Raw genomic sequence first — 15,323 nt, 5'->3', positions numbered from 1 at the left:
GCAATCTTCATTTACATAAAGCAAACGATTAAAAAAACAATTTTTTTATTTATTAGGTCAATATTCAAAACATGAGCACATTAGAGTTAGCAAATCATGGCCCGGTGATTCCGGTGATTGTCATTAACAAAGTGGAAGATGCGGTGCCGATGGCCGAAGCGTTGCTGGAAGGCGGCATTAAGGTGCTGGAAGTCACATTGCGTTCCCCGGTTGCACTGCAAGCCATGGAAGAAATTGCCAAGCATGTGCCTGACGCGATCTTGGGTTCCGGGACCGTGCGTAACCTGAAAGATGCGAAAAACTCCAAGGATGTAGGTTGCCAGTTTGCGGTCAGCCCAGGCTACACCAGCGAGTTAGGCAAATATGCCCGTGAAATCGGCTTGCCACTGTTGCCAGGCGTGTCTACCGGCTCAGAAATCATGATGGCGAATGCCGATGATTACTACTTCCTGAAATTGTTCCCAGCGGTGGCGGTGGGGGGCATTAACCTGCTCAAAGGCTTTGCCGGCCCATTTGCAGACGTGAAATTCTGCCCGACCGGTGGTGTCAGCGTTGAAAGCGCCCCACAATTCCTGGCATTGCCTAACGTGGTTGTGTGCGGTGGTACTTGGTTGACACCTGCCGATGCCGTAGCCAATAAGGACTGGGCACAGATCACCAAGCTGGCGAAAGAGGCTTCTGCGATCGTGGCGGCCAAATAAGTATAGCGTTAGACAAATCGTCTATAATGAAGGCTTGTAGTGATACAAGCCTTTTTTATTTGCCAAGCCCACTCCGTTATGTCCCAAAGACCAGACCTCTCCCTGTATAAAACCATTGTGCTCGATTGCGATGGCGTTGTCCTCAATAGCAACCAGACCAAGGTGGATGCCTATTACAACACCGCCAAGCGTATGGGGGGGACGGAGGCGCAGGCGCAGGCCTTTGTGGACTATCATATCCAGTTGGGCAGCATCCCGCGCAATGACAAAATCCGTTATTACATCACCGAGATTATCAAACAGCCTTTAACGCCTGAGCGTTTTCAGGCCTTTATGGATACGTTTACCGAGATTCTGGATGAAACCCTGATGCAGTGTGAGGTTGCGCCTGCACTGATGGATTTGAAAAAAGAAACCGCAAACGCCAAGTGGATGCTGCTGTCTGGCGGAGATCAAACAGAATTGCGGCAAATTTTCCCTCGCCGTGGCCTGGATACGCTGTTTGAACTGGGCATTTATGGTGGACCGACTAAAAAGAATGAGCACCTGGCCAGCATGATTGCCGATGGGACCATCCAGTTCCCGGCCTTGTTTATTGGCGATAGCCGCTTTGATCATCAGGCTTCGACTGGCGCCGGGCTGGATTTCATTTTTGTCGCAGACTGGACCGATATGCCGGACTGGCAAGCCTACTGCCAGACGCATGGGGTGACCGTTTGTCATCAGCTTGAATTGTCGCCTGTAACGGCTTTCTGTGCGCCCTAACCGTCGCCTGACTGCTTAAAGATGAATGCCGCCATGAAGAAAATTTCACCACTCAAACTGTTTTTAGGCCTGACTACACTTCACATGCTAGCCACCTGCTGGGGATTTTTCAGCATTGGTGCGCAAGCCACCACGGGCGCGGCCTTCTGGTTTCATGTCTGTGCCTGGCTGTTTTACAGTTTTGCCTATGCCGTCGTGACCCTGATCCCGGCCTGGCTGCAATCACTGCTGGCACGCACCATCAACCGTTACACCGCGCTATTGGCACTCACGTTTTCTGTGATAGGCATTTTACTGGTCAGATCGGATTTAATGATTTATGACCTGTATAACTTTCATTTCAACGGCTTTATCTGGAATCTGGTTACCACCAAAGGCGGCCTGGCCTCGCTGGGTACTAGCGACGAGACCTATGTGGCGATCGGCATATCGGTCGCAATTGTCATCCTGATTCAGCTGTTCGCCTGGTGGTTGAGTACGCGCATGCAGTCATTCAAGCCCGCGTTATTGCTGACACGGCCTTTGTACCTGATTGTGCTGCTGGCCTTTGTCGCGCAAGCCGTCCTGTATGGCATCAGTGATGTCAAAAATAACGGGGCGATTCTTGATTCGGCGACCGTCTATCCCTTCTATAAACGGATTACCTTCCGCAGCTGGGCAGAAAAAATGGGCGTGCAAACGGTGCGTCATAGCAGTAACCATCTCAATGTGGATACTTCCAGAATTCAGTATCCTTTATCGCCGGTGACGTTTAGCGCCGTCCAACAGCCGCCCAATATTGTCATTCTGGTGGCAGAGTCTCTGCGCTGGGATCGTTTAACGCCTGAGATCATGCCTCATGTCTGGCAATTTGCGCAGCAAGGATTGTATTTTAAAAACCACTATTCCAGTGGCAACGGTACGCGTGAAGGCCTGTTCGGCATGTTTTATGGACTATATGGCTCTTACTGGTCCAGCTTTTTACATGCACAACAACCGCCTTTGCTCATGCAGCGGGTGCAGGCCTTGAACTACCAACTCGACCTGCGTACCAGCGCACTGTTTTCTTATCCCGAATTTAATAAAACCTTATTCGCCAGCGTACCGCTTGCACAGCTGCACGAGGCGGAGGAGAAGTTAACCCCCTGGCAGCGTGACCAACAAAATGCCTCTGAGCAAATCGCCTTTTTGCGTACACGGGACAAGCAGCGGCCATTCATGAGCTTTTTCTTCTTTGAGTCTACGCATGCGCGTTATGACTTCCCAGAGCAAGCCGTGATTGCCTCCCCATATTTAAAGGATGTGAATTACTGGGGCATGAGCCGCGAGTCGCTCAAGCCCAAGATCGGCGAGTTCAAAAACCGCTATACCAATGCTGCCCATTGGGTCGATCAACAAATGGGGCGGGTGCTTGATGAACTGCGTGCGCAGGGCGCATTAGACAATACCATTGTCATCATCACTGGCGATCATGGAGAAGAGTTTCTGGAAAAGGGCTTCTGGGGACATAACTCGAGTTTTGTTGAGGAGCAGACACATACGCCTATGGTGGTGTGGATGCCGCAGCACGCGCATGCCGAGATTGAGCGCATGACCAGCCATCTGGATATTTCACCAACGTTATTACAGGCCCTGGGTGCGCCTGAAGATAGTAGCAGCTATTCGCTGGGCCTGTCGTTGCTGACCACGCAGTCACGCCCATTTGTTGTGGTCAGTGACTGGCACTCTATTGGCGTGCAAACAACGGATATGAAGTACCGTATTCCATATTTGCATCATGGCGTGGATCATTTTGTGCCGACCGGGCCGCACGATGAATCGTTATCTGCCAGCGCGCAAGACAGCCTCATGGCCAAATATCAACCATTGTTATTGCAGGCGATCCAGAATTGCAGCCGCTTTTTGGCCTTGCACAAAGACAAGGCGTCATGAGTACCACGGTGCAATTTAAAGCAGAAAATCCGCTGCCTGCAGAGATTCGGCAACGACCGGATGTGTTTGATTTTTTTATGCAGTTGCCAGGCAAAAGTTTCCGCAAGGTTGCCGAACGCGAGACCTTGCGGATTGCGCTGGCCGGCCAGCATTTTTTTATTAAACGGCATTTTGGTGTGGGGTGGGGCGAGTTGTTCAAAAACTGGCTCAGCTTTAAACGCCCGGTGGTGAATGCGCAGAATGAGGTGGCGGCCATCGCCGCCTTGCACCGCTTGCATATTCCCACCACGCCTTATGTGGGGCATGGCATCCAGGGCTGGCTGCCCGCCACTCAGCGCTCATTTGTGATCACCGAGGATTTGGCCGAGATTGTCACGCTGGAGGATTTGGCGCTACAGTGGAAAATCACACCGCCCACACTGCGGTTCAAGCGTGCGCTGATCCGCCGGGTGGCGGAGATTGCACGTCAGATGCATGCGTATCCGCTCTACCATCGTGACTTTTATATCTGCCATTTCTGCTTTAAAGCGGCTGAATTGACGCTGCTGCCGCCACGATTGCATGTGCTGGATTTGCATAGAGCAGAAATCCGCGCACAGCCTTCGCAACGTATGCAAATGAAAGATCTGGCTGCGCTGTATTTTTCAGCCATGGATGTTCAATTGACCCGCGGAGATCTGCTCACATTTCTACGGCATTATGTTGGTGACGACCGTCAGTTACTGCGTGGGGATTCGGCATTTTACCGTGCCATTGCGCAGCGTGCGGACAAGCTTTACGCCAAGTACCAGCGTAAACGCCGCGCTGGCGTAGCCATGTAAGCGCGGCGTGAATGATTTGGCGGTGAATTAAATCGTACCGTGTAGCTTGGTGTAAATCATGCCTGCCAGCTCGAAGTCCTCATGGTAGTCAATATCGACCACCATATGGTTGGTTTCAAACAGGTAGGGATTGACGCCGATATGGTAGTGAAAGCGGTTGACCGTCTCGCGTTTGAGAATAAACAGGCTCCACAACACCGAATATAACTTGGGCAAGTCTTGTGAGACCTTGTGCCAGTAACCAAACCCATAGTTGACCGGATTGCCTTTGCCATCCAGCAAATGCCCTTTGAACGGTTTGACGGCAACCAGCGAATCATAATCGTTGCGGACGTCTTTCCAGACCGCCAAAGCTTCCTTGAACTGATTAAATAAGGGCGAGGTGACCTGAATCCACATAATGTCATCGCCACCAGGCAGCGGGTCGGTTAGCGCTTTGACCAGGTCAGGCTGATAAATCTTGTTGCCGGTCAGGGAGGCATCGCGCTGCATAAAGTGAAAGCCATACTTGTCACATAACGGTTTGACCAGTTCCACGCTTTCCGATGACACATAGACATTTTCTGGCGCTTCAAAGGTCAGGATTTGCTTGGCCTTGATGTCGAACAGCGAATCGTCCTGATAAAAAGGGCGAATGTTTTTATGCGGAATACGCGTGGAGCAGGTTTGCAGCGGGATAATAATTTTCATAACTTAAATCATTTCTTGACGGATGCCGTCTCGGTAATTTGTTGCAAAGCCTCGGCAAACGACATTTTTGGAATAATCTCGGCAGGCAAGGCGCTCTGTAGCGACAGATTATATAGCTTAACCCCTGTTTTTTCACTGGCCAGACGCGCCAGCTCAAAGCAGCCGCGAATATGCGGTTCGTAATAGCGCAGAAAATCTGGTGAAGGATTGTGCTGGTCGGCATAAAAATGGGCTTTACCGGTGCCGCCCAAATCCATGCCCAGAATATAAATCGCCTCATAGCCCAGGGCAAACGCCAGTTGAACTGCCCAGGTGGCCACCGTTTTCCCGGCAAACACGCCTTGTTTTAAATTGTGGCTAAAGCCAATTGAGCGGCAGAAGGGCAATAAATCCGGGGCCAGCAGAATCTCAGGCGATTGCGTAAAAGCCTGCAAGTATTGCTCGGCGCTGCCTCTGGCCACCCCATATTTGCGACTCACCGACTCAATCAGGTAGAGATTGCCTTGCTTCAGCAGTTCCGGCGCACGTTCAGCAATAATACTCAGCCCTTCAAAGTTGAAGAAACAGCGCGCGCCCGAATGCACAGATTCGACGACACAATCCCACTGGCGCTCAAATACGCGGTGATCCACAATCACGCAGTCGGTCGGATGGAGCTTGGCCGCGCTAAATTTTTTAATAGCGCAATTGAGGCTGATAGTCGGATACGCGGCGATTTGCTGCAGATCAATCTCGGCCAGCGAAGGGCCGGAAGCGACGATCCAGCATGGTCCCCGTTTTTGTTGGCTCAGCGTATGTGCAAAAGGGATGGTGGCTATTGGCTGCTTTTTCCAGAGGACGGTGCAGCTGTGTTCCCCGCGCTGCAGGTCAAAGTCCGGGTGGCAGTTGTATTGATGCTTGAAGGCGTCACCCAATTGCCAGCGCCGGTAACCCATGCGCAATTTATCTACGAATCTCATGCGTGCGTAATCACTTCTGGTCCAGCCACTGCCTGAAGTTTGAAAACCCATGAATCAGGATGATGTACAAGGCGATCATGCTCAGCGAGAAGTTTCTGAACTCATCCTTGGTGGTGAAGTTCAGGAACAGCAGCAGGTTAGGAATAAAAATCCCCAATGTATACCGTTTGAGCATGTCATCCATTTGTTGCCAGCCAGCGCGTATCCAGTAGGCCAGCCATGGAAACAGCAAGACGTGCTGCAACGTGGGCGAGAATAATCCCAGTGTATAAAAATCACTCAATTTGAAGTAATTGACCGGATTGAGCCAGAATTTTGCGTTATCAAGCAAGTGAAAATGCAGCGCAGAATCCGTGTTCCCGGTATAGGGTGCGATGATCCATTGCCGGATCAGGAAGCAGGCAATGAATTGTAGTGCAAAATAAGCCACGCGCTTTTGCATGGGATAGTCTTTGGCATGTAAGAAGAAAAAACCGAATGCGGCAACGAAGGCGGTTTCTTTGTTAAATGCCGTGAGCATGAGCAAGATGGACGCCAGAAACTTGCGGTCAGTCAGAAAGTAATAAGTGCTGACCGTGATACCAAGCAGTTCAAAGAAATCATAAAAATAGCCGCCACGCTTGAAGGTCAGCGGATAGATCAGGCTAAACAGCACCACGGCAAGGATAGAGGCCGAGTAGTTGTCAGAAAAGTGCAGAAAAATCTTGCGCAGGTAAATCAGCGTCAGCAGAAAACTGAGCAAAGTCAGGCCATACATCAGGTGGTAGTCCAGCGCCACGCGAGGCGTCCATTCCTCGGCAGGTACATCGTGAAAGAAATGGTTTTTCAGTTTGTCGGACGAGATGATGCGCTCAAACAGCTTTTCTTGTTTCTTTTCCGGAATCTGCTGCACGGCCAGGTCAGCCAGACGCGGGACCGTTGAGCGGTAAACATAGGGCTGGTAAGCCGTGCCATCAATCACCCCTACTAGCGACGCATAGCGGGAGTCGTCGCGGAAACCCCATTTAATGAAAAAGCTGTTGCAGACGTTTGCGGTACACGCCACCAGAATCACCCAAAGAATGCTTAAGCGCAGTAAATGTTTGAACGGTGGTTGCCAGAGGTTAAGAATGGGAAATTTTTGGGTCAGCGAATGAATCATTAGGAGGCCTGAACGAATAGTGAATTATTTTTATGAATTTTAACGTATTGCATCAGGGTATCACGGCCTGTTTGCTAAAAATCATGACTTTAGATTTACCGCGCCAACCGTAAAAGGTTTTGACCAGCTTGAAATTGGCTTTTTGCAAGGTTTGCACAGCGAGCTGTTCATAAGCCACATCCACTGCATCCTTGCTGATAGTGATCATATAGTAGTCATACTTCGAGATCGCCTGTTGCTTGACCAGTTCGGGAAACAGTGTATGACCCAGTACTCTATCCTGATATGGTTGGTGGGCATAAAACCGCGCATTTTCGGTGTCATAAAACACCGGTTGCTGTTGTGGATTGATGGTCTGGATGTAATCCACCGCCTGCCGATCAAGATCAATCGGATTTCTATCCCATAAAGAGTAGGCGAGCATGGCAACCAGCAAGCAGGCAACCCCTCTGCTACTGAGCTTGGGCCAGCGGCTTTGCCATTCAGTCATGGCAAACGCGGCAAGGAAAATAAATAGGATGCCACTGGCAATGACATAGCGGCTGGAGAGGACAAACACATTCAACAAGATCACCAGGCTGACGACAAAGCTGACGCTGAGTGTTGCCAGCGCCAGATGCCGGGCGGGTGCCGGTAAGCGCGACCACCAGCTCTGTTTGGGCCAGCAGATGGCAATTAATGCTGGCAGGCCGGCCGTTTTTAATGTTTTGCTGATGGCAATCAGGATCAAGGTCACCCAGAGGCTGAACAGGCCGTATTCATCCAGATCTTCACCTAATACCTGCTGGTTGATAATGGCGGCTTTTTGTTGAATAAAATCGATGCGTTCCCCAAACAGGCGCGTGACCTGAGTGACGATTTCTTGCAACCTGCCTAATTGATCCAGTCGCAATACGCCAGCGAATAAGGCGATACCTAACATCAATACCGTGAGTAGGCTGAGGCTATTGGCGCGCAGCCAAAGCTTGAGTCGCGCTGAGGCGCTTAAGCCGGTATAGGCAAGCGCGCAGAAGGGCAGGGCGAGCAAATAAACCGCCGCTTCAATCCGGAATAAGGTGGCGATGACCATGGCGGCCTGAAAAGCCAGCAGGTCCTGCCAGCGTTGCGTTTTAAGGCTGCGTAGCCAATATACCAGGCCCCAGGTATAGGCTGCCCAAAAGCCCTCGTCGCGCAGCAACATGCCTAATACACTGCCGACTATATATTGCGTGGAGAACAGCAGGCCATGCCCCCAGTGCAGCGTGCGCAACTTGGCGCCCGCTTCTAGCAGCAATTGTTGAAAGCCTGCGACAAACAGCACAAAGCACACTAGATTCAGGCCGATGGCCGCGCTGTGTATCTCCAGACCGGTACTGCGGTGTATCAGTGCGAGCAGGCTTGGGTAGAACGGCCACGAGAACAGGCGATACGCCTGCTGCCATTGTCCGGCAGCCAGGAGTCTGGCCTGCTCAAAATACAACAGTGAGTCGTTGTTTACCCAGCCATGCTGGTTATACATAATTTTGCCGCCGATCAAAAAGGCGGCCAGCAAATACAGGGTTAACCACTGGGCTTGCGTGATTTTTTGCAGGTAAGAAAAGCGTTTCATGACGCAAACTCCACGCGCGTGAGTGCGAGTGTGGGTAAGACTTGTTCAGGGGACAATTGTCGCAAACAATTCAAATGACCGAGCGGGCATACACGCTTGAAACACGGGCTACATGCCAGCCCCAGATATTGGATCACTGCATCCGGGTGCATCGGTGGCGTATGTTTCGGGTCAGAAGAGCCATAAATCGCTACCAATGGCTTATCCAGTGCGGCAGCCACATGCATCAGCCCCGAGTCGTTACTGACCACGCGTTGGCACAACGACATCAGGTCAATTGCATCGCCCAGGCTGGTTTTTCCCGCCAGGTCCAGGCATCGCTGCTGCGTGAGCTGTTGGATCGAGGCCGTCACCGGGGCATCTTTATCGGAACCAAACAGCATCACTTGCCAGCCTGCATCTAGCGCATGATTGGCGACTTGCGCGTAATACTCGGCTGGCCAGCGTTTCGCTTCGCCATATTCGGCCCCTGGGCAGAGACCCAGCATCGGTTTGGAGGCATCGAGCTTGAAAGCGTGCAGTAATCGGTCAGCATTGGCTGCATCCGCGACCAATGCAGGTTGTGGCAAGGCGCTAGGGAGCACAGTTTGCGGGCTTAAACCCAGCGTCACAAAGCGCTCGACGGTTTTTTTGAGACGGGTTTTATCCAGCGGGCGCATGTCATTGACCAAGCCGTAACGCATCTCTCCTTTAAAACCGGTCCGTAATGGAATGCCGGCAGCCCAGGGCAAGATGGCTGATTTCAGACTGTTGGTGAGTAAGATGGCTTGTCTGTAACCCTGAACCCTCAGGCCACGGCCAAAGCACCAGCGCGCGCCTAAAGATAATTGCCCGTGTTTGAAGGGCAGGGCGATGGCTTGGGTGATTTCTGGCATACGCGCCAGCAATGGCAGTGTCCACAAAGGTGCGGCGACATCAATCTGGCAAGCGGGACGGTCCGACTTGAGTTGCTTGAACAAGCTTTGCGCGAGAACCATGTCGCCTACCCACGACGGGCCGATGACCAGAATCTTGTCAGCACTACTCATGCATGCATTTTTTTAATCAGGTTGGTGGTACTTCGGCCTTCCACCAAGTCAATCAATGCAATTTCACCGCCCCAAGAGAGCACCTCTTTGCCGCCGACCACTTGGGCTGCGGTGTAGTCGCTGCCCTTGGCAATGACATCAGGTTGAACTGCCATGATCAGGTTCAAAGGCGTGTCTTCATCAAACAAAATGACCGCGTCCACAGACTCCAGGGCGGCCAGCACGCGCGCACGATCATTTTCATTCACCACGGGTCGGGTCGGGCCTTTGAGCGCAGATACTGAACGATCGGTGTTGAGTCCCAGCACCAGTTTGTCGCCCCGCTTTTTGGCCGCTTCAAGGTAAGTGACATGGCCTGCATGCAATAAATCAAAGCAGCCATTGGTAAAAACGATTTTTTGGCCTTGCTGTTTCCATCGGCTGACCTTTTGCTTGAGCTCTTCCAGTGCGCAGATTTTGTGCGCCTGTTCATTGCCTTGTGCCGTCATCAGCGCATCAAGTAATTCTGCCTTGGTAATTGGCACGGTGCCGACTTTGCCGACCACCACGCCAGCGGCAATATTGGCCAATGACAAGCTATCCAGTGCCGACAGCCCGTGCATCAGCCCGGCAGCCAGGGTGGCAATCACGGTATCCCCTGCGCCTGAGACATCAAATACTTGCTTGGCGGTGGCGTTCAGATGGTGGATGCTGTCATCAATCAGCGTAATGCCTTCTTCGCCTCTGGTGACGGCTAGAAAATCCAGTTGCAAGCGTTGCTTGAGCGCCGTTGCTTTGGCGATTAGCGCCGGATCTTGCTGGCTGCTGTCGCAGGCTTCGGCGGTTTCTTTTTTATTCGGCGTGAGTGCAGTTGCCCCACGATATTTGCTGTAATCGCGGCCTTTAGGATCTACCAATACCGGTATCTGCCGTGCGCGGCAACGCTGGATCACCTGCTGACAGACGGTTTCGGTGAGCAAGCCTTTGGCGTAGTCTGACAAAATCACCAGGGCAGGCTGCGCTGCCAGTGCAGTGTCAATATTGGCGAGGATTTCAGCTTGTTCTCGCTCGTTCAAACTCTGGGTATCTTCCTGATCCAGACGGAGCATTTGCTGGTGTCCGCCCAGAATACGGGTTTTGGCAATGGTTGGACGATGCTGGCTGGTGAGCATGGCCTCGGTCGTAATCCCATGTGACTGCATGGCTTTGAGTAAGGTCTGGCCTTCACTATCATTGCCCATCAAGCCAATCATCTTGGTTGAGATACCCAATAATGCCAGGTTGGCTGCTACATTGGCGGCACCGCCTACGCGCTGTTGTTCGGATTTGATCAGCACAACCGGGACCGGTGCTTCAGGTGAAATGCGGTTGACCTCGCCGAGCAGGTAGCGGTCTAGCATCACGTCCCCAATCACCAGGGCATGGGCACCCTGTTCACCAAACTGCTGCACAACTTTACTGAATGCAGGATTCATCAGAATTAAGACTCCAGAATCTCGCACAAACTGTGGCCGATAAAGATGTGCGCCTCCTGGATGCGTGCAGTCACGCTGGATGGCACCACAATGTTGTGCTTGCACAGGGCATTTAACTTGCCACCTGTGCCGCCAGTCATGCCTATGGTGGTGGCCCCAATTTCATTGGCGGTTTGAATGGCGCGGACCACATTGGCGCTATTGCCACTGGTGGTGAGGCCGATCAGCACATCCTCCGGGCGGCAAAGGGCTTCTACCTGACGTGCGAATATATAGTCATAGCCATAATCGTTGCCTACTGAGGTCAGGATGGAGGTGTCTGTTGTCAGTGCAATCGAGGGCAGACCTTTGCGCTCTTTTTTAAAGCGGCCGACAATCTCTGCTGCAATATGCTGGCTATCTGCCGCACTGCCGCCATTACCGCACAGCAGAATCTTGCCCCCGCGCGCAATACAGTCACGCAGCAAGTTGCCGACATCGCTGATGAGTGGAAATAAGGGCTCCAGCGCCTGAAACATCGCCATATGGGCGGCGTGTTCACCTTTGAGGTATTCAATATGGTTCATATCGCTCACAATCTATCGCTCAATTGTTTGATGACTTATGCGTAAGGGTCGTCTTGCATCAAATAGTTTTGCACATAGTCTTTGACGCCTTCCTCCAGCGAGGTAAACGGCTTTTTATATCCCGCATCGCGCAGCTTCTTCATCTCCGCCTGGGTAAAGTACTGATATTTGCCCTGCAGGTCTTGCGGCATATCAATATACGTGATGTTGGGTTCACGGCCCATGCTGGTCATCACATTGGTTGCCAGGTCTTTAAAGCTGCGCGCCTGACCGGTGCCTATGTTGTAAATCGCGCTAGTAACCGGTTTGTTTTTTAATGCCGCTTCGAGGAAGAATCCCATCACATTCGCCACGTCTTTGACATAGACAAAGTCACGCAACTGCATGCCATCTTCTATGCCTTCTTTCGTGCCTTTAAACAGGCGCATGGTCCCTGTTTCGCTAAACTGGTTAAACGTGTGATACGCCACACTGGCCATGCGCTCTTTGTGATATTCATTCGGCCCGTAGACGTTAAAAAACTTGAATCCAGCCCATGCAGGCGGGGTAGGTTGCTTTTGTGCGACTTGCTGCAACACCCACTGGTCAAAAAAGTGTTTGGAGTAGCCATAGCCGTTTAATGGCCGCAAGTTCTCAATGCTGGCATCGTCATAGCCTTGCTCACCACCGCCATACGTGGCCGCAGAGCTGGCGTAGAAAAACGGCACCTCATACTCGGCACACCAGGACCACAAGTCCTGCGAATAATGCATGTTATCCGCCACCAGCTTGTTAAAGTCACGCTCGGTGGTCGCGCTGATCGCCCCCATATGAATCACTGCTGTGATCTCATCATTCTCTTCGAGAAACTCAAACAGCTGGTCTTTATCCAGGTATTCGGCATAGTGTCTGTGTACCAGGTTTTGCCACTGGTTTTCATGCGTGATACGGTCAACAATCACCAGGTCTTGCCGACCCAGTTTGTTGTTTAAATGCCAGGCCATGATAGAACCAATCATGCCTGCACCACCGGTGATAATGATCATAGGGGAACGATAAAAACGTTAAAACGCGATTATAACGCGTAATTGGGGAGGGCTGGCAGTGGAATAGGCGAGCGCTGCAAGCAAGACCAATGCGAATGGACGCTGAAATGAGTTTTTATGCTTGATGCAAAATGCAGGAGATAGATTTGCTATCTTTGTGCACGGTTCTCAAGCAGATAAGTGCTGATACTAATTTTTTGACTCAACATCACGGCGCTCTCTCCACCAACACTGGCTATCTAGATAGCGAAGCTTTGGCCAGTGTTTTCATCCTTTTGACGTGCAGCCAAGTTAGATGCTGGAAAATGACATGTCAGTCATGAGGGCTTTTAAATGTTTAAAAAATGTGATGTTCGAGCCGCAGCGTTATTTTTCAGCGCCCATTGCCAAAGCGTGTTGTTTACTCGCTTGTGCTTCAGCTGCTGCTTTTGCTGAGTCAAACTCATTACTCACCCAACCCTGCAAATGCTCCAGCGCAATATCGCGCATCGCTTCAATCCAGACGGCTTCGCTATTGAGTGCAGGGATATAGTGATAATCCCCACCGCCCACTGACTGGAACAAGTGTTTACCTTCCATAGCAATTTCTTCCAGGGTTTCCAGGCAGTCGCTGCTAAAGCCGGGACAAACGACATCTATGCGTTTGATTTGTTGTTTACCCAAGGCGTCTAGCGTGTTGGCGAGGTAAGGTTGCAACCATTCCTGACGACCGAAACGGGACTGGAAGGCGATTTGGTATTGGTCTTTGCTTAAGCCTAAGGCCTCAGCTAGCAAGCGTCCGGTTTTGTGGCATTCGCAATGGTAGGGGTCGCCTTTCATCAGGTGGAATTTAGGCACGCCGTGAAAGCTCATCACGAGTTTTTCTGGCTGGCCATGTTGTTGCCAGTAGGTTTTGATGTGGCTGGCGAGTGCTTGAATATACAGCGGATGATCATGGTAGTGCTTGATGGTGCGGATGGCGGGCACATTGCGCATTTTAAGTAGTACGCGCCACACGGCATCCAGCGCGGCAGCAGTGCTGCTGGCGGCATATTGGGGGTAGAGCGGGAATACCAGAATGCGGTCGCAGCCTTGTGCCTTGAGAGATTCAATGGCGCTTTTCATACTGGGGTTACCATAGGTCATGCCGAGTTCGACGGCAAACGGGCTGTTAATGTGTTTAGCCAGACTCTGTTGCAATAAGGTTTTCTGTTGCTGGGCATAGACCATGAGCGGTGAACCTTGGTCTGTCCACACGCTGGCATATTTTTCTGCCGATTTTTTCGGGCGAATCACCAGGATGATGCAATGCAGAATCCAGCACCACATAAAGCGCGGGATTTCGACCACGCGTCTATCCATCAAAAACTGCTGCAGGTAAGGCCGCAAGGCTTTCGCCGTGGGGGCGTCAGGCGTGCCCAGGTTAGCTAACAGGATACCCACTTTTGGTTGACTGCCGTGGGTGTAAGCAGGTTCTGGCTGGTAGTAAGTCATGAGCGCATTTTAAGTGAAAAGTGCCCTTATGACTCACCTTGTTTTGAAAAGTGCCGATGTTTGTTGTTGCGATAGTTAATCTGGGCGCAAATCATGCGGCGGATTTGCGACCAGAATCTTTGGTTAGATCTAGGTTATTTCTTATGAATCTGGTTACCAATCACGCCACCAACCGCCGCACCACCGACCGTTCCGATGGAGCTGCCACCAGTTAAGACTGCGCCTGCGACTGCGCCTACACCCGCGCCAATGGCAGTGTTTTTACCACGCGTGCTCATAGAGCCACAGGCAGAAGTGCTCAGGGTCAGGACCAGCAGGGCAGTCCAAACCAGGGATTTCTGAAGTGAGACAGGGGATGGTTTTTTCATGATTTCCTCTCCAAAGGGATTAAACATGTGGGTATTTTAAGTAAGTGAGCAGAGCGCAGGCAGTCAATCCAAGCTGATTAGTGTGTCAGAGGAATCTGACGGGTGAATATTTCTTATAAAAGAAAATCAAATTGTTGCGTAGACAAAATAGCCCTTGCCAGAGCATAACGTTGCTCTAACAAGGGAGGCTGAATCATGTTTAAGCTTGTCTTCTGCGTTTCAATCCTAAGAGGCCTAATCCCGCCAATATCAGCGCTGCGGACTCAGGTTCTGGGACTGCGTTCGCTAAGGTAATGGTCCCTGCGTAGCTGGCATTTGTACCTGTACTTTCTCCAACGACTTGCAGATAGTAGCTACCTTGTTGAATGCTATTTGTAAATCCAAAAGAAAGATTGGGGCCGGAATTGAATACCGTACCATTCATGACCAGATTTTTGTTTTCATCCAGTAAGTTAAATTCCTTGAACTGAAAGGTGGTTCCTGTACCAGAAATACTGGTGAGGACTTGTTGTAAGCCATCAGTGCTAAACGAAATGTAGTCATTGAAACTTGTATTGCCACTAAAAACATTGCTGAAAACATAACCGCCACCAGCTCGGGTCGCATCGTAGGTTGCAGCATACGTGGGATTAATGATTAAAGTACTTAGGCACAGTGCAACTGTTAAAGCGGATTTTTTCATAACAAACTCCTGAGTGATAAAAAAAGAGCTTGTGTCGAGCGCTTTGCGCAACATAGACAAGCATGTAGATCAGGATTGTGAAAAAACAGCAGTAAAAGATTTATCCGCCCGTGGCTGATCTCGGTGTCGGAATTATTAGCCTGATATGGTC

15 protein-coding genes are annotated in these 15,323 nt (G+C 51.1%); 4 read left to right on the top strand and 11 right to left on the bottom strand.

The features are described from left to right. The first annotated feature begins 71 nt into the window (after positions 1 to 71). The 4 genes from eda to rfaP all read left to right on the top strand — a co-directional run bounded on the left by eda (position 72) and on the right by rfaP (position 4,198). The gene (gene eda / locus ACT53D_RS06655) at positions 72 to 701 is read left to right on the top strand and encodes a bifunctional 4-hydroxy-2-oxoglutarate aldolase/2-dehydro-3-deoxy-phosphogluconate aldolase (protein ID WP_194747147.1); all 630 of its coding nucleotides are present in this window, start codon (positions 72 to 74) and stop codon (positions 699 to 701) included. A 78-nt stretch (positions 702 to 779) separates the two neighbouring features. Next, positions 780 to 1,466, top strand: coding sequence for an HAD family hydrolase (locus ACT53D_RS06650; RefSeq protein WP_275356942.1), 687 nt, complete (start codon positions 780 to 782; stop codon positions 1,464 to 1,466). Between the two features lie 33 nt (positions 1,467 to 1,499). Then, the gene (locus ACT53D_RS06645) at positions 1,500 to 3,377 is read left to right on the top strand and encodes a sulfatase-like hydrolase/transferase (protein WP_476155206.1); all 1,878 of its coding nucleotides are present in this window, start codon (positions 1,500 to 1,502) and stop codon (positions 3,375 to 3,377) included. Further along, positions 3,374 to 4,198, top strand: a complete 825-nt coding sequence (gene rfaP / locus ACT53D_RS06640; RefSeq protein WP_476155204.1) for a lipopolysaccharide core heptose(I) kinase RfaP — start codon at positions 3,374 to 3,376, stop codon at positions 4,196 to 4,198. The genes ACT53D_RS06645 and rfaP overlap by 4 nt, the downstream gene beginning before the upstream one ends. A 27-nt stretch (positions 4,199 to 4,225) precedes the next feature. On the opposite strand, the gene ACT53D_RS06635 is transcribed toward rfaP, so the two are convergent. From ACT53D_RS06635 to ACT53D_RS06585, 11 genes are all read right to left on the bottom strand, one after another. Next, complete coding sequence (locus tag ACT53D_RS06635) at positions 4,226 to 4,888, bottom strand: cytidylyltransferase domain-containing protein (protein ID WP_476155202.1); 663 nt, start codon at positions 4,886 to 4,888, stop codon at positions 4,226 to 4,228. Between the two features lie 8 nt (positions 4,889 to 4,896). Next, positions 4,897 to 5,847 carry a hypothetical protein gene (locus ACT53D_RS06630; RefSeq protein ID WP_476155200.1) on the bottom strand — a complete coding sequence of 317 codons (951 nt, stop codon included), beginning with the start codon at positions 5,845 to 5,847 and terminating at the stop codon, positions 4,897 to 4,899. Between the two features lie 10 nt (positions 5,848 to 5,857). Further along, entirely contained in the window at positions 5,858 to 6,988 is a 1,131-nt protein-coding gene (locus ACT53D_RS06625; RefSeq protein WP_275356938.1) for a hypothetical protein, read from the bottom strand. 52 nt (positions 6,989 to 7,040) lie between these two features. After that, positions 7,041 to 8,576, bottom strand: coding sequence for a hypothetical protein (locus ACT53D_RS06620; protein ID WP_476155198.1), 1,536 nt, complete (start codon positions 8,574 to 8,576; stop codon positions 7,041 to 7,043). Beyond that, positions 8,573 to 9,604: a lipopolysaccharide heptosyltransferase II gene (gene waaF, locus ACT53D_RS06615; RefSeq protein ID WP_476155196.1), complete on the bottom strand. Its 1,032-nt coding sequence runs from the start codon at positions 9,602 to 9,604 to the stop codon at positions 8,573 to 8,575. Before waaF ends, ACT53D_RS06620 begins: the two co-directional genes overlap by 4 nt. Further along, on the bottom strand, positions 9,601 to 11,058 hold the full coding sequence (hldE, locus tag ACT53D_RS06610) for a bifunctional D-glycero-beta-D-manno-heptose-7-phosphate kinase/D-glycero-beta-D-manno-heptose 1-phosphate adenylyltransferase HldE (RefSeq protein ID WP_476155194.1): 1,458 nt from the start codon (positions 11,056 to 11,058) through the stop codon (positions 9,601 to 9,603). The genes waaF and hldE overlap by 4 nt, the downstream gene beginning before the upstream one ends. Before the next feature lie 5 nt (positions 11,059 to 11,063). After that, positions 11,064 to 11,624, bottom strand: a complete 561-nt coding sequence (locus ACT53D_RS06605) for an SIS domain-containing protein (protein ID WP_476155192.1) — start codon at positions 11,622 to 11,624, stop codon at positions 11,064 to 11,066. A gap of 35 nt (positions 11,625 to 11,659) precedes the next feature. Beyond that, positions 11,660 to 12,649, bottom strand: coding sequence for an ADP-glyceromanno-heptose 6-epimerase (gene rfaD, locus ACT53D_RS06600; RefSeq protein ID WP_476155190.1), 990 nt, complete (start codon positions 12,647 to 12,649; stop codon positions 11,660 to 11,662). 366 nt (positions 12,650 to 13,015) lie between these two features. Continuing rightward, complete coding sequence (gene hemH, locus ACT53D_RS06595) at positions 13,016 to 14,122, bottom strand: ferrochelatase (RefSeq protein WP_476155188.1); 1,107 nt, start codon at positions 14,120 to 14,122, stop codon at positions 13,016 to 13,018. A 134-nt stretch (positions 14,123 to 14,256) separates the two neighbouring features. Further along, on the bottom strand, positions 14,257 to 14,490 hold the full coding sequence (locus tag ACT53D_RS06590; RefSeq protein WP_275356932.1) for a glycine zipper 2TM domain-containing protein: 234 nt from the start codon (positions 14,488 to 14,490) through the stop codon (positions 14,257 to 14,259). A 199-nt stretch (positions 14,491 to 14,689) separates the two neighbouring features. Beyond that, on the bottom strand, positions 14,690 to 15,172 hold the full coding sequence (locus tag ACT53D_RS06585) for an FxDxF family PEP-CTERM protein (protein ID WP_275356931.1): 483 nt from the start codon (positions 15,170 to 15,172) through the stop codon (positions 14,690 to 14,692). Between the last annotated feature and the right edge of the window lie 151 nt (positions 15,173 to 15,323).

The sequence above is a fragment of the Methylophilus sp. DMC16 genome (genome assembly GCF_056314045.1).
Note: the sequence above shows the minus strand (reverse complement) of the source record. Positions and strands in the feature narration are given on the sequence as shown.